At 68.0% G+C, this 19,761-nt stretch carries 20 protein-coding genes and 1 tRNA gene; 8 read left to right on the top strand and 13 right to left on the bottom strand.

Features of this window, described 5'->3' with window-relative positions:
- Positions 1-61 precede the first annotated feature (61 nt).
- On the top strand, positions 62-1,237 hold the full coding sequence (locus AC3IF3_RS11795) for an MFS transporter (protein WP_489228881.1): 1,176 nt from the start codon (positions 62-64) through the stop codon (positions 1,235-1,237).
- On the opposite strand, the gene AC3IF3_RS11790 is transcribed toward AC3IF3_RS11795, so the two are convergent.
- Genes AC3IF3_RS11790 through AC3IF3_RS11780 form a run of 3 tightly spaced genes read right to left on the bottom strand, consistent with a single transcriptional unit; the run spans position 1,234 to position 5,058 of the window.
- Complete coding sequence (locus tag AC3IF3_RS11790) at positions 1,234-2,439, bottom strand: MFS transporter (protein ID WP_489228879.1); 1,206 nt, start codon at positions 2,437-2,439, stop codon at positions 1,234-1,236. The two genes, AC3IF3_RS11795 and AC3IF3_RS11790, sit on opposite strands and share 4 nt — an antisense overlap.
- Positions 2,436-2,798 carry a hypothetical protein gene (locus AC3IF3_RS11785; RefSeq protein ID WP_489228877.1) on the bottom strand — a complete coding sequence of 121 codons (363 nt, stop codon included), beginning with the start codon at positions 2,796-2,798 and terminating at the stop codon, positions 2,436-2,438. The genes AC3IF3_RS11790 and AC3IF3_RS11785 overlap by 4 nt, the downstream gene beginning before the upstream one ends.
- Positions 2,799-2,802: 4 nt before the next feature.
- Complete coding sequence (locus tag AC3IF3_RS11780; protein ID WP_489228875.1) at positions 2,803-5,058, bottom strand: TonB-dependent receptor; 2,256 nt, start codon at positions 5,056-5,058, stop codon at positions 2,803-2,805.
- Between the two features lie 278 nt (positions 5,059-5,336).
- On the opposite strand from AC3IF3_RS11780, the gene AC3IF3_RS11775 reads away from it, so the two are divergent.
- The gene (locus AC3IF3_RS11775; protein ID WP_489228873.1) at positions 5,337-6,362 is read left to right on the top strand and encodes an AraC family transcriptional regulator; all 1,026 of its coding nucleotides are present in this window, start codon (positions 5,337-5,339) and stop codon (positions 6,360-6,362) included.
- Between the two features lie 307 nt (positions 6,363-6,669).
- Entirely contained in the window at positions 6,670-7,302 is a 633-nt protein-coding gene (locus AC3IF3_RS11770) for an outer membrane protein (RefSeq protein WP_489228871.1), read from the top strand.
- 7 nt (positions 7,303-7,309) lie between these two features.
- Here AC3IF3_RS11770 and AC3IF3_RS11765 read toward each other — a convergent pair whose 3' ends face one another.
- From AC3IF3_RS11765 to AC3IF3_RS11755, 3 genes are read right to left on the bottom strand one after another with little or no spacing between them, the layout of a single operon-like run.
- Positions 7,310-7,912: a GNAT family N-acetyltransferase gene (locus tag AC3IF3_RS11765; RefSeq protein ID WP_489228869.1), complete on the bottom strand. Its 603-nt coding sequence runs from the start codon at positions 7,910-7,912 to the stop codon at positions 7,310-7,312.
- 35 nt (positions 7,913-7,947) lie between these two features.
- A complete protein-coding gene (locus AC3IF3_RS11760) occupies positions 7,948-8,991 on the bottom strand; it encodes a MaoC family dehydratase (RefSeq protein WP_489228867.1) in 1,044 nt (347 codons plus the stop codon).
- A gap of 12 nt (positions 8,992-9,003) precedes the next feature.
- Positions 9,004-9,306 carry a YggT family protein gene (locus AC3IF3_RS11755; RefSeq protein WP_243965451.1) on the bottom strand — a complete coding sequence of 101 codons (303 nt, stop codon included), beginning with the start codon at positions 9,304-9,306 and terminating at the stop codon, positions 9,004-9,006.
- 122 nt (positions 9,307-9,428) lie between these two features.
- Between AC3IF3_RS11755 and AC3IF3_RS11750 the strand changes: the two genes are divergently transcribed.
- Positions 9,429-9,504 (top strand) — tRNA-Ala (locus AC3IF3_RS11750).
- Positions 9,505-9,844: 340 nt separating this feature from the next.
- Here AC3IF3_RS11750 and AC3IF3_RS11745 read toward each other — a convergent pair.
- The 5 genes from AC3IF3_RS11745 to AC3IF3_RS11725 form a co-directional block, all read right to left on the bottom strand.
- A complete protein-coding gene (locus AC3IF3_RS11745; RefSeq protein ID WP_489228866.1) occupies positions 9,845-11,470 on the bottom strand; it encodes a recombinase family protein in 1,626 nt (541 codons plus the stop codon).
- Positions 11,467-12,069 (bottom strand): DUF2924 domain-containing protein, encoded by a 603-nt coding sequence (locus AC3IF3_RS11740; protein ID WP_243964915.1) that lies wholly within the window; start codon positions 12,067-12,069, stop codon positions 11,467-11,469. The genes AC3IF3_RS11745 and AC3IF3_RS11740 overlap by 4 nt, the downstream gene beginning before the upstream one ends.
- Entirely contained in the window at positions 12,069-12,683 is a 615-nt protein-coding gene (locus AC3IF3_RS11735) for a DUF3489 domain-containing protein (RefSeq protein ID WP_243964916.1), read from the bottom strand. Before AC3IF3_RS11735 ends, AC3IF3_RS11740 begins: the two co-directional genes overlap by 1 nt.
- A gap of 137 nt (positions 12,684-12,820) precedes the next feature.
- Positions 12,821-13,093, bottom strand: a complete 273-nt coding sequence (locus AC3IF3_RS11730; protein ID WP_243964917.1) for a hypothetical protein — start codon at positions 13,091-13,093, stop codon at positions 12,821-12,823.
- A 599-nt stretch (positions 13,094-13,692) separates the two neighbouring features.
- Positions 13,693-14,055 carry a hypothetical protein gene (locus tag AC3IF3_RS11725; RefSeq protein ID WP_243964918.1) on the bottom strand — a complete coding sequence of 121 codons (363 nt, stop codon included), beginning with the start codon at positions 14,053-14,055 and terminating at the stop codon, positions 13,693-13,695.
- Positions 14,056-14,137: 82 nt separating this feature from the next.
- On the opposite strand from AC3IF3_RS11725, the gene AC3IF3_RS11720 reads away from it, so the two are divergent.
- The 3 genes from AC3IF3_RS11720 to AC3IF3_RS11710 are packed head-to-tail and all read left to right on the top strand — an operon-like array spanning position 14,138 to position 17,510.
- Positions 14,138-15,703, top strand: a complete 1,566-nt coding sequence (locus tag AC3IF3_RS11720) for a recombinase family protein (protein WP_489228863.1) — start codon at positions 14,138-14,140, stop codon at positions 15,701-15,703.
- Complete coding sequence (locus tag AC3IF3_RS11715) at positions 15,700-16,599, top strand: plasmid partitioning protein RepB C-terminal domain-containing protein (protein ID WP_243964920.1); 900 nt, start codon at positions 15,700-15,702, stop codon at positions 16,597-16,599. Before AC3IF3_RS11720 ends, AC3IF3_RS11715 begins: the two co-directional genes overlap by 4 nt.
- Positions 16,596-17,510 carry a plasmid partitioning protein RepB C-terminal domain-containing protein gene (locus AC3IF3_RS11710; protein ID WP_489228861.1) on the top strand — a complete coding sequence of 305 codons (915 nt, stop codon included), beginning with the start codon at positions 16,596-16,598 and terminating at the stop codon, positions 17,508-17,510. Before AC3IF3_RS11715 ends, AC3IF3_RS11710 begins: the two co-directional genes overlap by 4 nt.
- A gap of 278 nt (positions 17,511-17,788) precedes the next feature.
- Here AC3IF3_RS11710 and AC3IF3_RS11705 read toward each other — a convergent pair whose 3' ends face one another.
- On the bottom strand, positions 17,789-18,475 hold the full coding sequence (locus AC3IF3_RS11705; RefSeq protein WP_243964923.1) for a hypothetical protein: 687 nt from the start codon (positions 18,473-18,475) through the stop codon (positions 17,789-17,791).
- A 218-nt stretch (positions 18,476-18,693) separates the two neighbouring features.
- Between AC3IF3_RS11705 and AC3IF3_RS11700 the strand changes: the two genes are divergently transcribed.
- Positions 18,694-19,107, top strand: a complete 414-nt coding sequence (locus AC3IF3_RS11700) for a hypothetical protein (RefSeq protein ID WP_243964925.1) — start codon at positions 18,694-18,696, stop codon at positions 19,105-19,107.
- A 31-nt stretch (positions 19,108-19,138) separates the two neighbouring features.
- Here the strand turns inward: AC3IF3_RS11700 and AC3IF3_RS11695 are convergent, their stop codons facing one another.
- Positions 19,139-19,348, bottom strand: coding sequence for a hypothetical protein (locus AC3IF3_RS11695; RefSeq protein WP_243964926.1), 210 nt, complete (start codon positions 19,346-19,348; stop codon positions 19,139-19,141).
- Positions 19,349-19,761 lie beyond the last annotated feature (413 nt).

The raw sequence follows: 19,761 nt of genomic DNA, 5'->3' as shown, positions 1-19,761 counted from the left end.
TAACACGTTTTGCAATCCTGCCGGCCGATGCGCTAAGACGGCGCCTCTCGACGAGGCGCCCATGGTCCCACACCCGATCGGCACGTCCGGACGCGCGGCGGCGCGGCTCTCCCTCGCGGCGGCCTCCGTGGGCTTCGGTCAGTCGGCCGTCCTGGCGCTGGTGCCGGTGACCGCCGCGCGCACCGGGCTCGACCCGGCCGCGATCGGGGGCGTCGCCCTGCTCGGATCGGTGGTGTTCCTCGTCTGCGCACCGGCCTGGGGGCATTGCGGCGGCGCGTGGCGCCTGCGGCGCCTGTTCGGGGGGCTGGCCGCGCTGATGGTGCTCGGCCACGGCCTGTTCGGCCTGGCTCTGGTGCTGCCGGGCCTGCCCGCGGCCGCGGCGCTGGGCCTGCTCGCCGCGTCGCGGATCGCCTACGGGGCGGGCGCGTCCGGGGTGATGCCCTATGCCCAGGCCGCGCTGGTCCGCGGCCTGCCGGAGGCGCTGCGCCCGGCGGCCCTCGGGCGGCTCGGCGCCGGCCTCTCGGTCGGCCGCATCCTCGGCGCGCTGGTGATGGCGGCCGGCCTGTTCGGGGCGGTCGCGCCGCTCCTCGCGCTGGCCCTGAGCCCGCTCCTGCTGCTCGCGGCGCCGGACCTCGCCGGCGGGCCCCGGCCTGAGCGGGGCGGGGCGGGGCCGAGCTTCCTGCGCGCCGCGGCGCCGCTCCTGGCGATCGGCTTCGCGCTGACCGTCGGCCTCGGGCAGATCCAGATTGTGCTCGGCCTGTTCCTGCAGCGGCGCTTCGGTCTCGGCGCCGAGGCCGCCGCCGGGCTCGCCGGGGTGATCTTCGCGCTGGTGGCGGTCGCGACGATCCTGACGCAGCTCCTCGTGGTGCCCCGTCTCGGCCCGAATCTGGGGCGCAACCTGGCCCTCGGGCTCGCCGGGTTCACGGCCGGCTGCGGCCTGATCGCCCTGGCGCCGGCCCCGTGGCTCGCCGGGCTCGGCGCGGTCCTGGCGGGCGCCTGCCTCGCCGTCGCGACGCCGACCTACACCGCGGCCCTGGTGGCCCGGGTGCCGGAGGGCGCGCAGGCCGCAGCGGCGGGCTGGCTGGCGAGCGCGCACGTGCTGGGTCAGGGGATCGGCGCCCTGAGCGGCGGCGCGGCCTTCCGGATCGCCCCGACCCTGCCGCCCTGGCTCTGCGCGGCGCTCGGCCTCGCGCTGATCCCCGCGGCCCTGCGGCTCGGCAGGGGACCGGGCCATTAGGACGGCCCCCGGCCGGTGCCGAGCAGCCGCACGGTCGCCACCGTGGCGGCGCCCGAGAGCAGCGTGGCGAGCCCGAACAGGGCCCCGTAGCCGAGGAGGTCGGCGAGCTTGCCCGAGATCAGCGCGCCGACGAAGTAGACGATGAGCTGCGCGCAGGCGAGGATCGTGAAGTCGGTGCCGGGCTGGTCGGTCGAGGAGACCGCCATGAACAGGCTGTAGAGCGCCACGATCTCCATGTAGCGGATCAGCGTCTGGAACCCGGCCGCGCCGAAGAGCGGCCACAGGCCGACCACGGCGCCGAAGGCATGGGCCGCGAACAGGGCGAAGCACAGGGTGCGCGCGGCCCCGAGCAGGCCGAGCGTGGCGGCGGTGCCGCAGCGGCGCACCAGCAGCGCGGCGATGCCCGATCCGGCGAGCCCCGCCGTCGCCGCCGAGAGGCCCGACAGGTAGCCGATCCGGTCGAGCGGCACGCCGGCATCGACGAGGTAGGCCCCCTCCATCGCCTTCACGAGACCCTCGCTGACCCGGTAGGTCAGGGCGACCCAAAGGATGGTGCGCACCTCCGGCCGCCGCAGGAAGGCGCGGATCGAGGGGCGCGGCGCGCTCCGGCCGGGCGCGGGATCGCCCTCGCGCATGCAGAAGGCGGCGGCGAGCGGCGGCAGGCAGAAGGCGGCGGCGGTGAGCAGCATCACCGCCCAGCCGGCATGGTGGTAGAGCACGAGGCTCAGCGTCCCGCCCACCACCACGCCCAGGGCGACCGAGCCGCCCTGGATGGCGTTGCCGATGGCGCGGTCCTCGGGCCGCAGCCGCGTCACGGCGTAGCCGTCGGTGGCGATGTCCTGCGTGGCGATCAGGAGCGCGGCGACGAAGCCGATGCCGATGAGGCCGGCCACGTCGGTGGGGCCGAGCGGCAGCATCGCCAGGATGCAGCCGATCACGCCGACCTGGGTGACGATCACCCAGCCCGCCCGGTGCGCCCGCGCGAAGGGCCGGACCCGGTCGACCACCGGCGCCCAGAGGAACTTCAGCACCAGCGGCAGGAACAGCAGGCTGAGGTAGCCGATCGCCGCCCGCGAGACGCCGGCCTCGCGCAGGATCGGCGGCAGCGCGGCCGCGATCAGGTAGGAGGGGATCGCCTGCGCCATGTAGAGCGCGGCCAGCACGGCGAAGAGCCGCAGCCGCTCGGACCGGGCGGCGCTCACGTGCGGAAGTCCTTCACCGTCACCCGGGCGACCGCCTCGTCGGGCGCGATCCGGATCGGGAAGCGCCAGAGCCGGCGGAACACGTCCGCGCCCGCTTCGGTGAAGCCGGGCCGCACGAGGACGAGGCCGCGGCAGAGCCGGTCGAGATCGGCGCGGGTGCGCTTGAACCACAGGTTCTGCGCGCGTTCCCCGGCCGGCGAGAGCTTGCCGATTCCGCCGAGCACCAGGATCAGCGCGAAGGGCCGGGCCTGCGCGCCGATCCGCTCCAGGGCGTCGAGATAGGCGGCCTCGTCGCCGGGTTGCGGCGGCCCGAGCCAGCGCAGGACGACGAGGCCGTCCGTCTCCTCCACGGCGACCATCGGCTCAGAACGTCTTGCGGTAGCCGACCGTGACGGTGCGCCCGAGCCCGTAGACGGTCAGGTTGCGCACCGAGGTCGCGGTGGGGTTCCAGTAGGCGGCGTCGAACAGGTTGTCGACGGAGGCGTAGAGCTCGCCGCCGGCCAGGGGCGCGCCGACGGAGGCGTTCACCGTGAAGGCGTCCTTGAGGCGGTAGCGGGTGCCCACGAGGTCGATGCGGGCGTCGCGGCCGCTGAAGCCCTCCCCCTCGAGGCGGACCGAGACGCCGTTCGCGAACAGGTAGGTGCCCGAGACCGTGGCGCGGAAGGGCGCGCCGATGCGGTTGTTGGGCAGATAGCTGTCCAGGCGCCCGTCCTTGTTGGTGTCGTAGCGGCCCTCGCGGTAGCCCAGCACGGTGCCGAGGCTGAGCTGCTCGGTCACCTGCGCGTTGCCGGTGAACTCGACGCCGTAGATCATCTCCTTCTGCTGGCTGAGCCGGCTGGTCAGCGGATCGAAGGTCGTGCCCTCGTCCGAGGTCGAGACGAAGCCGCCGAGGGAGCCGGAAAAAATCCCCACCCGGCCGCGGACGCCGAAATCGTAGGAGTTCACGATCTGCGCCTGCGGGGCGATGCTGGAATACGCGATGGTGGTGCCCGCCGGCAGGCAGAAGGGCCGCGCCACCGGGCAGGCATAGGCGAGCGACAGGCCGGCCCGCCGGGTGAAGGCGCCGATATCGGCGAGCGCATAGCCCTGGCTGAAGCCGCCGTAGAGATCGATGCCCGGCAGGAGGTTGAAGGTCGCGCCCGCGTTGAAGGTCGGGGCCGCGTAACTGAAGCGCCCGCCCGTGACGGCGAGGGCCGGCAGCACGAAGGTCGAGTAGCCGAGGGCGTTGCGGGCGGCGGTCGCCGCGAAGGTGGTCGGCCGCGTGTAGCCCGCCACGTCGAGGTCGAAGTGCTCGTAGCGCATGCCGGCCCGCAGGGTCAGCCGCTCGCCCAGGGGCAGCTGCAGCAGGGCGAAGCCGGCATAGCTGTTCTGCTGGAGCGGCGTGAACACGTCCGCGCCGTCGCGGGACCGCTGACGCGTGGATTCCGCGATCACGTCGGTGCCCCAGGTCAGCTTCATCCCGGGGAGGAGGACGCTCAGGTCCGTGTCGAGGGTCAGGTTGATGCCGCCGCGCTCGGTCGCCAGCGCGGACTGGTTGGCGAGGCTCGTGGGCGCGGTGGGCCTCAACGAGTAGGTCACGAACGGGTTCGCCGGATAGGCGAATTCCGTATAGTTGAAGCGCTTGTTGATGTCGTTGAAGAATCCGAGCAGCGACAGCGACCCGAGCGGCGTGTCGCGGTCGGTGTAGCGCAGGTACAGCGACCGGGTGTCCTCGGCCACCGGCAGCCCGGGGTAGAGCCGCGCATAGTTCGGGCGCGCGTAAGCGCCGGTGTAGTCCGTCAGGTAGCGCGGGTCCTGGTTGAGCAGGATCTGGGTGAGGCCGAACTCGACGCGCTTGGCGAGGTCGAGGTCGTAGCCGAGCCGCAGGTTGATGTTGCCGAGCTGGAAGCGGTCGCCGCCGCCCTGGCCGAGCTGCCCGTCGGAGGGCATCTCCCGGCCCTTGCCGTCGTAGGTGCGGCCGGCGAAGCGGCCCGATCCGGTGAAGGCGTAATCGACCCCGTCCGGCACCTTGCCGGTCACGCTGATCGAGGTCTCCGGCGCGAGCCCGTGGACGGGATCGGCCGTGAAGGTCCGCAGGGCGGTGTTGACGGTGACGACCGGCTTCCCGTCGGTGGGGCGGCGGGTGATGAAGTTGACCGTGCCGCCGGTGGCGCCCGCGCTGTAGAGGCTGGAGGCGCCCGCCACCACCTCGATCCGCTCCACGCTGTTGAGGTCGATCAGGTTGAGGATGCGCGAGACGTCGCGCAGGGGCGTGTTCACCGGCACGCCGTCGATCAGGACCAGGAGGTTGCGCCCGCGAAAACTCTCGGACGCGCTGGAGATCGTGCCGTTCGGCGCCGAGAATCCCGGGACCAGCTTCGCCAGCACGGAAGAGGGGTTCGACGTCAGGGCGAGCTGCTGGCGGATCTGCTCCCGGTCGACCACCTGGACGCTCTGCGGCACGTCCTCGATCCGCCGCGGGGCGCGGGTGGCGGTCACCGAGATCTCGTCGAGGGCGACGGTCGGCCCGGCCGTCTGCGCGGAGGTCTGCGCGGCGGTCTGCGCGGCGGTCTGCGCCTGGGCCGGACCGGCCAGGATCGTCCCCGCACCGAGGATCGCGACGAGACCGACATACCGCATGACGCTCACACCCACCCCTGTGCGCCTTGGTCGAGGCGCCCCGTTGCCGCCGCGCCCGCCGTAGCCGCCCGTGTAACGCGGACGCCAGACCGGCACGGATCGCAGTTTAAAATTCGTCTAATTTGAGAACTACGAGATCATCGATCCGGTATCGAAAGTAGAAAATCGCAAATCCTCTCGACATCGTCTTGGGCCTCTAGCATGGTGACTGCCCGCCCGCTTGGACTCAGGCGAGCAAGAGTTCGGACTGCTGCGCAGGATCCGGCCGCATTGGGCGTATGATGACGAAGCGGACGGATCCGGCGGGCGCGTGCTCCGCCGAAGGGGAGACCGGTTCGGCGCAGGCGCGCGCGTCGGACCGGGGACTTGCGGCCCTGCCCGATCACAGTGCGGTCGAGCCGGTTGGCAGCGCGCGCCCGCGGATGATCGCGGAGCCGGATGGTCTCCCCTTCCGCGGGCGGACTGCGATCCGCCTGGACCCCGATCTCGGCATCGCCTCGGTGTTCGGCCCGTCCCGGATCTGGTGCGACGAGGCCCCGGTCGAGCGCCTCCTCCTGGTGCGGCCCGCGGCCGGGCGTCTCCAGGTGACGCAGGGCGGGCGCACCCTCGCCTGCTGCTCGCGCGATGCGCTGCTCGTCGCGGCGAGCCGGGGGGCCGTGTTCGCCGTAACGGGCGTCGAGCGGATCGACGTCCTGGCGATCGAGCGGACCCGGCTCGCCGCGCCCCTCGCCGCCCTCGACGCCGGCGTCCTCCGGCGGATCGGGCGGGACCATCCGGGCCTGCAGACCCTGACCGCCTATGCCGCGGGCCTGCTGCGCGGGCTGATTCCGGCCGCCACCGCGGGGCTCGCGGAACTCGCCCGGGCGCACCTGGCCGAGCTCCTCGCCCTCATCGTGCGCGAGCCCGACCTTCAGCCGAACGGGCCCGTCCCCAGCCGGCGCGACCTGCGGATCCAGGTGCTCAAGGCCGAGGTCGAGCAGCGCCTCGGCAGCCCGGACCTGAGCCTGGACGCCGTGGCTCAGGCCCAGGGGATCTCGAGCCGGCTGATCCAGGCGCTGTTCCAGGCGGAGGGCGAGACCTTCTCGGGCTTCGTCCTCGCCCGCCGCCTCGACCGGGCGATGCAGCACCTCACGGCTGGCGATGAGGCGCGGCCGATCGGCGCCATCGCCTTCGATGTCGGCTTCGGCGACCTGTCCTACTTCAACCGGACCTTCCGCAGACGCTTCGGCCTCACCCCCTCGCAGGCGCGACGGTTGCCGCGGAGGGCGGACCGGGTCCAGGCCCTCGCTGCGGAGCGCGTGTAGGGCCTGGTCTCGATCACGGCCAGACGGCGATTTCCGCCCGGCATGGCGGGCCAAGCGCTCCGAACGCCGCGCGCCCGTCAATCCAGAGGCGTGTGGGTGCTGTGCTCCCACCGGCAAAGGTGGATTCCAAAGGGATCCTCCCTTTGGCGGGGTCTTGGCGCAGAGCCCCGGGGCTTTCGCAGGGCTTGCGCCCCGCACCCGCGACAGGTCTCGGACCTCTCGAAACCATCGCGGGCCAAAGACAGCATCCGCCCGTCGCGTCGGCCGGACCCTGTCCCGGTCCGGCGCCTTCGGCTATCCTGGCCGCATGAGCAGACGCGCCGATTCCCGTTCGCTCCGCCGGATCGCGGCGGGTCTGGTGCTCGGCGCCGGGTTGCTGCCGGCCGGCCCCGCCGCGGCCCAGGCGCTGCTGTGGCCGGCGGTCGGCTTCGCGCCCTTGCCGTCCTTCGCCTGGCCCGGGCCGGTCGCGGATACGGGCAGCCGCTGGACGGGCAGCTACGCCCGGCTGTCGACCGGCTACGCGGTCGCGTCGTCCCGGCACTTCGGCAGCTATGGGGGTCCCACCCTCGGCTTCGAGGGCGGCAGGATGTGGCAGGCCGGCCCGATCCTCTACGGCATCAGCGGCGGCCTCGACTACCTGGCCGGGCTCGACGGGACCCTGACCCCGGGCTACGGGCGGCTCGCCTATGCGCAGGACTTCGCCGGCACCCTGGAGATGAAGGTCGGGACCCTGCTGTCGCCGGATGTCCTGGTCTACGCCAAGACCGGCGCGGTGGCCGTCCACGAGACGCTGCGCGTCGGGCCGCGGCCGGGGGCGCTTCCGTTCAGCCGCCAGGACATCGCGGTGCGGCCGGTGGCGGGCGTCGGGGTCGAGTGGGCGGTCACGGATCGCCTGACGCTGGCCGTCGAGGCGGGGGTGGTCGGGGCGGGGATCCGCTGAGGGGCGTTCAGCGTCCGTCCCGCCCCGCGCGCGGGCGGCAGGACGCTGCCAGGGCGGCGAGGTCGCGCCACCCGTAGGCGATCTCCGTGAAACGGCCATGCCCGCGGGACGCTTCGGGCGCGTCGAGCGCGGTGCCGTCGAGACCTTCGAGGAAGCGGCGGCCCGGCGCGTTCGTGCGCAGCACCCAGGCGCTGGCGGCACGGTACCCGGCCTGCCGGAGCCCCGCCGCCGTCGCGGCGACCAGGGCCCGGCCCGCTCCGCGCCCCTGGGCGGCCCGCAGGACGTAGAGATCCCGGATCTCGCCGTCGAAGCCCGCCGCCTTCAGGGTCTCCGCGCGCTGGGCGTTGCCGGCGCCGAAACCGACCGGCTTGCCACCCGTCTCGGCCAGATAGACCGCCTCGCCGGGGCCCGGCTCCAGGCCGCTGAGAACCTGCGCCCACCAGGCCTGCCGTACCGCGACCGTGAGGGCGGCGATCATCTCGGCGGGCAGGAGGCCACCATAGGCCTCGTGCCAGGTCGTCACGTGGATCGCCGCGAGGGCGGCCGCGTCCTCCGGCTGCGCGGGCCTCACGACCACGCCGCTCGTCGTCGGGATCCGGATCGTGGCCATACGCTCAGGTCCGATCGCACGGCCTCCCGGCCCCGCTACTTCGGCACGAACGCCCAGTAGTCGAGATCGAGGATCACGGCGGGGTCGTAGCCCTCCCCGGCGCGGTCCGGGAAGGCGCCGCAGGGCTGGTTCTTGGTGGCGACCGTGCGCAGGCGCAGGAGCCCGACATCGGCGCGGCCGACATCGGCCGCCGCCAGCACCTCGCTCCAGGCATAGACCGTATCGCCGGCAAACAGCGGCGCCACGTGGCGGCCGGCATTGATGCCGGCGAGCGCGAAGGCGTTGGCCAGCCCGTTGAAGCTGAGCGCCCGGGCCAGCGAGATGACGTGGCCGCCATAGATCAGGCGCCGGCCGAACCGGGTGTCCTTCGCGGCCAGCCCGTCAAAATGCACCTTGGCGGTGTTCTGGAACAGCCGCGTGGCGATCTGGTGCTCGGCCTCCTCGACGGTCATGCCGTCGACGTGGTCGATCTTCTCCCCGACCGCATAGTCGGCGAATCGGTGCGGGCTGCCGGCGAGTTCCGAATCGTAGGCGGCGGCCGAGAGGGGCGGCAGGGCGCCGGCGAGATCCCGCGGGTCGACGACCTTGGCGAGGGTCGGCACGTGCGCCTCGGCGATCGCGGCCGCGGGGTCGCGCTTGCGCACCAACACCCAGCGGCAATAGCTCAGCACGGTCTCGCCGGCCTCGTCGGACCCGACCGAGCGCACGTAGACCACGCCGGTCTGGCGGTTCGAACTCTCCTTGAGGCCGATCACCTCGGAGACGGTGGAGAGGGTCTCCCCCGGATAGACCGGCCGGCGGAAGCCGCCCTCCGCGTAGCCGAGATTGGCGAGCGCGTTGAGGGAGACGTCCGGCACGGTCTTGCCGAACACCATGTGGAAGGTGAGCAGGTCGTCGAGCGGGCTCTTCGGATACCCGAGGGCGCGGGCGAAGGCGTCCGAGGACTGCACCGCGAAGCGCGGGCCGTAGAGGCCGGTGTAGAGCGCCACGTCGCCCACCGTCACGGTGCGCGGGGTGGCATGGCGGATGGTCTCGCCGAGGCGGAAATCCTCGAAGAAGCGGCCGGGATTCGTCTTCACGGGCGGGCAGTCCTACTGCGCGTAAACGTAGGTTGCGGGCACGGCGTATTCGTGCAGCAGGCGGCTGATGAACAGCAGCAGCAGGATCAGGATGATCGGCGAGATGTCGACGCCGCCGAGATTGGGCAGCAGGTTGCGGATCGGCCGCAGCACCGGCTCGGTGATCCGGTAGAGCACCTCGCCGACCTGGGCGACGATGGGATTGCGCACGTTCACCACGTTGAACGCCACGAGCCAGCTCAGGACCGCGCTGGCGATGAGGACGTAGATGAAGAGCTGGACGACCGTGTCGAAGAGCCAGATCAGGGCGTTCATGCGGGTCCGCGTACTATCCTCGGGGCACCCGCGTCCCAGCGCCGGATCGGCGCGCGGCGGGCGACGGTGAAACAGGAATTGACAGGCTGAGCCGCCCGCGCCTACAAGGCCGGCGCCTCGACGGGGCTGTAGCTCAGATGGGAGAGCGCCGCAATCGCACTGCGGAGGTCAGGGGTTCGATTCCCCTCAGCTCCACCAGGCAGTTTTTGGAAACTGCGTGCCTGGTGGTCGAGACGAAAAACGCCGCTGTGTTCGCGGCTTAGCCGCGTCTCCGCGACGATTTATCAGTCTCCACCCCGTCGGACCACGGATAGGCGCCTGAACGAGGCCGCCGTCTCCGCTGCTACCAAACCCGTTTCCGCGCACTCGATTCGATGACCGATGCATAGGTCGTTCGCTGCGGGCGCACGGCGATGCGAACGCGAGCGGGTGCCGACGACGCAAGGATGGTAGCGCTGAAGTTCGGCTCCGACGGCAGGGGATCGGATCGCCCGGTGATGGACCCGGCACGCGTTGATGCGGTGGCGCGGCGATGCGCTCACAAGCCCAGGGCGCGTTCCTGCTCCGCCCAGGATACCGGCAATCCAGCTAGGTGCCCAACGCCGATGCCACGCGGCAGGCGACCGTCGACGATGGCCCGAACGATCCGCGGGGCAAGATGGGCGAGCGGCAACATCATCCGCACCGCGCGCTCGCTGCAGCCCTCGTGCAGTGCGATGGCCGCAGTACTCGCCGCACGCGCCGCAACGAGATGGTCGACCCAGGCGCGGCTGCGGGCGATGGCCGTGAGGATGCGCGCGCGGTCCTCGACCTTCATCGGCCGCAAGCCATCGCGCTCCACGCCCGGGGGCACGACGATCTCCCGGCGCCGACGATGCCCCGCAGGCGACCACGGGATGCGGATCGGATCACGCCCGTCCCCATCGACCAGCTCGACCAACAGCGAGTCAGGATAGATCGTCACCCCCGCGAGGTGGGTCGCGATCACGTCGGCGTCGCTGAGGACGTTGGGCACCGGAGCAGATGGCGAGGCGGACGCGGCAGGCGAGACAAGCGTCGCGCGCAGCGCCTGGACCACGCAGGCCTCGAGCGCGTGGGCAGCGATGCGCCGGACCGCGCAGGCCGGCCTGCCCCGGACCGCCGCCCGGCTGACGTAGTACCGGTAGCGCCGTGCGCCCTTGGCCGTGTGGCTCGGGGTCATCGCTTGGCCATGCTCGTCCCGGATCCGCCCGGTGAGCAGATGCGCGCCCTCCCGCCGCCGGGCGGTGTGCGCGTGGTGATTGGCCGACAGTTGCGCCTGTACCGCGTCGAACATCGCCGGGTCGACGAGGCCCATGTGCTGGCCCTCGTGCACAAGGCCCCGGTGACCAAGCCGGCCAACGTAGATCGGGTTGGCGAGGATCTTGTACAGGTGCCCGCGGGTGAACGCACCGCCTCCCACCGACTTGCCTTTACCATCGCGGCGTTCGGGCACGCGGATGCCGGTGGCCTCCAGCTCGGCGTGAAGCGCGCTGACCGTGCCGAGAGCGTGATAGCGGGTGAAGATCGCGCGCACGACCTCGGCCTGCTCCTCAACGACGTGCAGCGCGCGCGCCTCAACGCGGTAGCCCAGCGGCACGACGCCACCCATCCAGATGCCCTTACGCTTACTCGCGGCGATCTTGTCGCGGATGCGCTCGCCGGTGACCTCGCGCTCGAACTGGGCGAACGAGAGCAGGACGTTGAGGGTGAGGCGTCCCATGCTGGTCGTGGTGTTGAACGCCTGGGTCACCGACACGAACGAGGTGCCGTGCGCGTCGAACAGCTCGACGAGCTTGGCGAAGTCGGCCAGCGCGCGGGTAAGGCGATCGACCTTGTACACGACGATGACATCGACCCGGCGCTCGCGCACCGCAGTGAGCAGGCGCTGTAGGGCTGGACGCTCGAGGGTCCCGCCGGAGTATCCGCCGTCGTCGTAGCGTTCGGGCAGGAGCCGCCAGCCTTCGTGAGCCTGGCTCCTCACGTAGGATTCGGCGGCCTCGCGCTGGTTGTCAAGCGAGTTGAACTCCTGCTCGAGCCCGTGCTCGGTCGAGACACGCGTGTAGATCGCGCAGCGCAGCGTCGGGCGGGCGCCCGAGGGGGGATGCTGTGCGGCATTCGCCGAGCGCCTCGGTTTGACGCTCACGCCGGGGCCCTCCGCTCGCCTCTATCCCGCCCAGCCTCCGTCGCCGCATCGGCCCGTTCGCGCAGGCCGAAAAAGCGGGGGCCGTTCCATTTGGTACCGGTGATGGCGTGGGCGACGCGGGACAAGCTGGGGTAGGTCGCCCCGTCCCAGGCGTAGCCGGCGTCTAGCACGGTGACGGTGTGCATGCGCCCGCCCCACTCGCGCGATAGCTGCACGCCGGGGATGTGCCCGCGCCGGTCCGGCACCGGGACCGCGATGGCGGTCGGGATGGCCCCAGCGCCGGGCTCGGACCTGTCTCGTCCGACCGCCGTCCCCCGCCCAGCTGTGAAACGGCTGAGGACCTGCGCGGTATCGCGGTCGAGGTCGCCCAGCGCACGAATCTGGAGACGGTGGGCGAGGATACGGGCGCGCAGGGTGGGGGAGAGGCCGGGCGGGGCGGCGGAACCGAAGTCCCGCCGCCAGCGCCGGGCGAGGCTGGCGGCGTCGAGGCCGGCGAGCTCGTCGAGCGCGGCGGCGAGCCGGTCGGCGGCGGGGATGGCCCCCGCTCTGATCACCGCCCTCACCGTCTGCGCCGCGGCCGGTGAGCGCTGCTCGCCCATCAGGCTGCCGCCTGGGCCGCGACGGCCGCCTCGGCCACCGGCGTGCGCCGGGGCTTGCGCGCCCGGGGCGGGGCGGCGACTGGGGCTACCGGCGCGGGGATGCAGTAGGCTGTAGCGTCGTCTGGGCGCGCGGCCTTGAGCAGCGCCTGGCCGCCGGTGCGGATGCGCGACAGGGCGGCGCGGGTCGTGTGGGGCAGCCAGCCGGTGGCCGCGGTCAGCTCGGCGAGCGTCGCCCCCTGCTCGCGCTTCAGCAGGGCCAGCACCTGCGCCTTCTTGCTCGAGATCGCAGTACCGGCGGGATCGGCCGGTGTGGCGGCAGGAGCACCCGCAGCCACCTTGGCGCCGCGCGGCGGCTTGGGCGGGGCGAGGCCGATGGCCCGGTATCCGGCGGGGGTGAGGCGGTGCGGGCCACCCGCCTCGGCGGGTGCGATCACCATGCCATCGCGCAGGAAGCGGCCGAGCAGCCGCGCGTGGGTGGCAGGACTCATCGCGGCCGGGGGCGTCAGTCGACCCTCGTCCGCTGCGGCGGCCTGCAGTAGGCCAGCCTCGGTCCGGTTCAGGAGGACGGTCGTCGGGGCGGTGGCGGTGATGGCGGCGGCATTGGTAGCGGTCATGATGATCGTCTCCGTAGCGGCGGGTGAGCCCCGCCACCGGCCCGACCCCGCGATCGGCCCTGCGACGGGCCGGCGGGGTGAAGTGAGGATGACCGCGTGTAGCGGCCGCATGGGTACGGCCGCGTGCGAACGGACGGTCAGTCGCCGGGGTCGGTGGCCTCGGCGGCCTTTCGGTTGATGCGGCCGATGAGGCAGATGGCGCCGTGTAGGGTCTGGGCCTCGCTGAGGGGGACGTCGAGGTCGAGGACGATGCGCACGGCCTCGCGCTCGGAGCCGGCGCGGGCGCAGACCAGGGCGGCCTTGGCGAGGGCGGCGGCGTCGATCAGGTGGGCGCTGATGGCGGCCAGAGCCGCGGTCACGCTCAGGCCGGCCTCGCTCGTATCCGTCCGGCCCGTGGTCGTCTCGCTCATACCGTCACTCCGTGCGCGTAGCTGCCTAGGCCCGCGGCTGCGTCGGGCCGGTCAACACACACGCTCTGTTGGCGGCGACAGTCCAGTCGAAAGTACCGGATCCCGCCGACATCCGCGTCGTAGTCCGGGAAGGCCTCCGCCAACGCGAAAAATGGACCCTAGGCCTCCGCCTCGAAGCGGACGTTTTAGTTCCGACCCAACCTAGCCGTACCGGCAAGCATTAGGACCGCCCATAAGCGGACGCTCGTCGCCCGCGCCGCAACTTCGACTCGGGTGGCAAGCGAATTGTGGCTCATCGTCCGAAACCGGACTTTCAGACTTGCGTTATTTTCGGTCACTTAGGTGTGCCCGTTCTGTACCGCAAACCAGCGTAGTCCGTGAGTTGATTAGATACTGCTGTGGTTGTGAGCTTGGCAATAGTCCTAGGACGGCAAACGATTGGTGTCGCTTCTGACTATTACCTGGACTACTGCGTGACGTCCTTGTGTGTTCGCCGGCGCTTGGTTGAAGATCCAGTCTCATGGGCATCGGCCTCCGCACAGGGTAGCCGTGATGAACGAAGTCAACCCCATGCAGTCGACGATCATATCGAGGCAGATCTAACGCTTAAGTTTAGTAATTGCAGCTAAGGCCTCGATCAGAGCTGCCTCGACCTCCCCTACCTTGGCAAAGGTAAGATGATCTTGTCGTCCGACTGAAAGGAGGAACGCCTCCAGCATCTCCGGGCAGTGCCGTACAAGTTCGCGGAAGTGATCACCTTTAGGTGCGCAGGAACCAGCGAACCAGTTCTTGACAGTGCGTTCGCCAGCGCCGGTCCAGCCTGCAACCACCTTGACCGCCGATGGTCGCTCGCTGACTGCGCACCGCAGCACTTCCGAGACCATCTGCGCGAACGTCTCGCCCCGATCCGGCGGCAGGCGTCCGTTGCCATGAAAGGAATTGCCCTTTTTAGGAAATGACATTCCGTTCTCCACACGCTCTTGTTGCGCAGAAAGGACGGACCCTGATGCAGGACCGGTCTCAACACCTTTCAGGCGCCGTGGGATGAACTCAGGAACATCGCCGGACTTGAGCCAAATGCGGGGATCGACTCGGGCGGTCGCCTACGTCCGGATGTCGACCGACCCGCAACAGTTCTCCATCGAAAATCAATTAGCCGAGATCCGGCGATACGCGGACCTGCGCGGCTTCGAACTCATCAGAGTTTATGAGGATGCCGGGCGCAGCGGACTCACCATCAGCGGTCGGGAGGGACTCACAAGGTTGATGGAGGATGTGGCTTCCGGATCGGCCGATTTCGAGGCCATCCTGGCTTACGACATCAGCCGTTGGGGACGGTTCCAGAACGCGGACGAGAGCGCACATTACGAATTCCTGTGCTCGCGCGCCGGCATCCAAGTCCACTACTGCGCCGAACAGTTTGACAACGACGGAACGACCAGCTCCGTTCTCCTAAAGGCGGTCAAACGCGTCATGGCCCGGGAACACAGCAGAGAGCTGTCGGTCAAAGTATTCGCTGGTCAATGCCGTTTGGTGGAAAAGGGTTTTCGTCAGGGCGGCATGGCCGGCTTCGGACTGCGCCGGCTGCTGGTCGACGAGAAGGGTACTTCGAAGGGGGAGCTCGGCTTCGGCCAGCGTAAGGGCCTCCAGACCGACCGTGTGATCCTTGTGCCCGGGCCCAGCGAGGAGGTGTCAGTCGTCGAGCGCGTGTACCGGATGTTCGTCGAGGAAGGGCATGGCGAAACGGAGATTGCGTCAGCGCTCAATCGCGACGGGTTGCGTACGAACCTCGGGAGTCACTGGACGCGCGGCACTGTTCATGAAGTGCTGACCAATGAGAAGTACATCGGCAACAACGTCTTCAATCGGCGATCCTTCAAGCTGAAGCAGCGCCGGGTCGCGAACGCACCAGACATTTGGGTTCGGGCGCGGCGAGCTTTCGAGCCGCTCGTGGACGAAGTCTTATTCGAGCGGACGCGCGCGATCATCGAGGCCCGTAGCCAACGATACGGCGATGCGCAGTTGCTCGACCTGCTGCGGGACTTACTGCGGTGTCAGGGAGCACTTTCCGGACTTGCCATAGACGAGCGCGGGGACATGCCGTCGAGCAGCGTGTACCGGCGCCGGTTCGGCAGCCTGCTTCGAGCCTACTCACTAGTCGGCTATAAGCCGGAGCACGATTACCGTTACATCGAGATCAACCGCACACTGCGCAGGATGCACCCCGATGTCATCGCTTCGGTGATGACGGGCATCCGCGATGTTGGCGGCGAAGTCGAGCGCGACCCCATCACCGATTTGCTCACTGTCAACGGTGAATTCACCGCCTCGGTCGTGATCGCACGATGTCAAGAGACGAAAGCCGGCTCACTTCGCTGGCGCATTCGCCTTGACGGCCTTCTCGCGCCCGACATCACGGCCGCAATTCGGATGGACGTCGGGAACGCAACGGCACTCGACTACTACCTTCTGCCCGGATTGGACATGACCGTCCCACGGCTACGCCTAGCCGAGCGCAACGGCTTTTCCCTTGATGCCTATCGATTTGAAGCCCTGGATACACTGTTCGCGCTCGCCGCTCGGGCGCCGTTTGAGGAGAAGGTAGCATGAATACTCCCGCCAAACGTCGCGTCCAGATCATCCCAGTCGACCGCATCACCGTCCTCAACCCCCGGGTGCGAGACCAACGAAAGTTTCGCGAGCTTGTAGAGAACATTTCTCTTGTCGGATTGAAGCGCCCGGTAACCGTAACACCGCTGCCTGACAAAAAATCTTTACCGGCCTATGGCCTCATCTGCGGCCAGGGGCGACTGGAAGCATGTGTAGAGCTCGGGCAGACTACAGTCGCGGCAATCGTCATCGAAGCGGATGAGCGCGATTGCCTCGTCATGAGCATCGTCGAGAACTGCGCCCGACGACATCACCGTCCGGCAGATCTCCTAAACGATATTTCCGCTTTGAAGCAGCGCGGATATACCGACGCCGAAATTGCGAGTAAGATCGGCTGTACTCCGCAATGGGTGAACATGGTCGTGGGGCTGATCGAGAGGGGGGAGGAGCGGCTACTCGCTGCGGTTGAGACAGGCGTCCTGCCTGTCAGCGTGGCTATGGAAATCTCGCGGACCGATGACGAAGGTGAGCAAAGGCTCCTCGCACAGGCATACGCGGAGCGGAAGCTATCGGGTGGCAAGCTAGCCAAAGTCAGACGTCTTCTTGAAGCGCGCCGCAGGGGTGGCCGCGGCATGAACAAGACGTCTCATGGACGGAAGGATGGGGCAAAGCGTCCGATATCCACGGACGCCCTCCTGCGGATGCTGCAGCAGGAGGCGGACAAGCAACGGCTCCTGGTTAAGAAAGCCGAGATTACCCAGACGCGCCTACTCTTCACCGTGGAGGCTCTTCGCGTGCTCAGGTCGGACGAGAACTTCGTCAACCTGCTGCGGGCCGAAGGCCTCGCGACAATGCCCCTTGACCTGCACAATCGTATGACCGCGAGGACGTCATGACTGAGATTGTCCCCGTTCCTCTTGTTACGCTTGCTTTCGAGTACGAGTTGGTGACGCTGCCACTCGCTTCATTGCTGCCCGTCAAAAGCGTTGGACCCACCGTGAAGGCCAGCCAAAAGTACTTACAGATAGCGGCATCAGTGCGTGAGGTTGGGCTCGTAGAGGCGCCCGTGGTGGCCCGGGACAAGATGAGCGGGGGCCTTTACCTACTCCTTGACGGCCACCTTCGTGTTGAAGCACTAAAGGATCTTGGAGAAACAGAGGTAGAATGCCTCGTTTCTACTGACGACGAGGCATTCACATATAATCGACGCGTCAATCGCCTTTCGGCTGTGCAGGAGCGTGCTATGATTGTGCGTGCCATGGAGCGGGGCGTCTCGGCAGAGAAAATTGCAGCAGCTCTATGTATCCACCCCGTAAATGTTCAACGACGAGTGCGAATGCTAGATGGGATTTGTGAGGAGGTCGTCGCCCTCTTGCGCGACAAGCAATGCCCGATTTCCGCCTTCGAGATATTGAGAAAGATGAAGCCTCTTCGTCAGATAGAGTCGGCGGAACTTATGATTGGCATGAACAATTACTCAATTAAGTACGCGACGTTGCTTTTAGCTACAACTCCACAGTCGGCTCTCGTCGAAGAAGGCGCGCGAAAGAAGGCCAAAGGTGTCAGCCCCGAGATACTAGCTCGGATGGAGCGGGAGCTAGCCAAGCTTCAGGCAACGGTCACCTCCATTCAGGATAGCTATGGCCGTGATACGTTAGAGCTAACTGTGGTCAGGGGCTATCTAACCAAGCTCCTTAAAAATAATCGAGTGGTTCGATATCTATTCCAGACACGTCCAGAGTTTCTCGATGAATTTCAGGCCATCGCGGAGACTAAATTGACTCTGCCTGTGGAGGTAGCCGCCTAGGTTGGGCTTGGTCGCTGCAAATCATAAATCTTGAAGCTCAGCAATAGATTTGAATAACTGCACACTGAGTGGACGCGGGCAGACCAGAGAAATGTCAATGTTTGGCTCCTGCAGGTCAATCAAATAGCTGTAAAGCGGGCATTCCAGTGTTCCGCGATGGGACAAGCGGAGGAATGATATGACGTCAGCTTCCATGCACTTCCGCCTAAAAGCAGACCGGCAGAAAACCACCCGTTGCGGATCCTCGCGAATGGGTACCAACCGTGAGATTTTGACCACTAGGATGCCGGAAGCGGGTTCTCTGCCCGATACTCAGCCTCGCCGGAGAGGTCCTGCAGGAGGGCTGCCAACTCTACAAAGCTCACGAACACGTCCTTCCCCTTGTGGTGGCATCCAAGGCCGTTGTTCGTGATCCAGATTGACGCCGTAGGCATCGCGCCTGGATCAGCAGCATTCGCGATGTCGCTCCCGAAATGCTTGATCCGGTTGTTGAACAGGTGGACCCGCTCGCTGACCGAACCGTCACCTTTTGTGAAAGCCGGGGGCAGGGGAGGGTAGATCTTCGTTGCCCCATTTACGCAGGCAATCGCCACGCCGATCCGGAGGATGCAGCTCTCGAAACGGGCCACTGCGAGGTCATAGGCCATCGGCGCCGTACCGTTCGGCAGATGCGACAGGTACCGGCGGACGTACCGGCAAGCGGCGCGGTAGTCGAAGACCGCGGGACCGATATTGCGGATGAAGGTGCCGATCAGAACGACAGCCGCTCTACCGGGACCATCATCGACCTGCTGAATGATGTGGTTCCACCAGTATGCTAGCAGGTACTCTGGCATGATCTGCACGTCGGGAGCGGTACACTCCGTTAGATCAGCGAGGTTCGTCCCGAAATATGGATTGAGCACCGACGTGTGACCGTCAGTGGTTGGGAATACGAAGATGAAGTCGTCCTCGGTGATGTCCACGGCCGTCCTCCGTGAGCATTAATGCCGGCGACTGCGGAGGCGATCCATATTGTCCGGCGGCACTTTTCGACACCCTCCAGATGTCCCGAGACTGCCTCTCGGCGCAAGGGCTAGTGCCGTTGCTGCGTCGATCAACACTGCCGCGATCCACTTAACCGATTACGCGAACCTGTCCTGCATAATCATGCTGGCGAGCTGATCAGGATTGGGCGACGGCAATGAACCTCTTTCGGCTCGGGACTGCATTGGCGGCGGTCGGGGTCCTGCTGGTCGGCGGCTCCGTCGCATGGTGGCAGAAGCTCTACGGAGAGGTTGCCGCCGTCCTCGGGGCGCAGGCTGAACCACCTCTGCAATGTCTGTATTCGGTCGCTGGCGCGTGTGGTCAGGTAATCGAGCTGGCGGCCATGGTCGGAGCCAACCCGTATCGCCCTGGCTTTTTTTGGATCGGCGCAGTGGCGCTCGTGGTTGGCGGCGTCTTGGAGTTTGCCGCTAAACCACAGCAGAAGCGTACCAGCCCGGTCCAGGTCCGAGGCGAGGGAGTGGTGATCCCTGGCTCTACCCCTCACGGCATGAGCGCCGAGGAATGGGAGCGGTTCAACGCGGTCGCGTTCCCCACGAAGAGCAAGCCCTGACCCACAAACCGGCTGCACCAGAGTTGCAGCGTCATGCCCTGCGCGCAGCTCGTCCCTGAAGACGCTGGGCTTCCTCCTGCCACGCATCGCGCTCGGTACGCATTGCCTCGACCAGGGCGTGCATGTTGCCGGCGTCGATCGCGGTCTCAACCAGCATCTCTTGAGCCGAGGCCAGTTGCTCGCGCAGCTCTGCGTTTTCGGCCACGAGCGCGAGCAGCAGAGCGGTCACGACATCGCCCATTCCTGCTCCCGCGGACCTCAAGGTGGCGCGTCTAGCTGGGCACAAGCTCGGCCGCAATCGCGTCCGATCAGCGCGATTGCGCCGACGAGGCCGCACCGAGGCTTGCCGTCTCAAGACGACCTCGATGCTGCTCTGCCGGCGCTCGACCCCTGGCCGATCGCAGGGTGACCGTGGGCCGGTATGGTTAACGGATCCTTGCGGCTGCTGGCCCATTCCGGATCCGGCAGGATGCAGGTTGCGAGGCGGTGGTGCAGTTCAGCCGAGACGAGACTTATACGCCCGCTAACGACCCAACACAGTCGTTCAAATGCGGCCGTACGGTTCTCAAGAGCGGACCTATGCTCATCTACTACTATGGCAGAGATGAGCCTTAGACGGTCCTCCTAATCTGATCGACGACATTCCGCAAGGCG

The sequence above is a fragment of the Methylobacterium sp. J-118 genome, assembly GCF_057836565.1.
The sequence above is the reverse complement of the archived record's forward strand: the minus strand, read 5'-3'. Positions and strand labels throughout refer to the sequence as shown.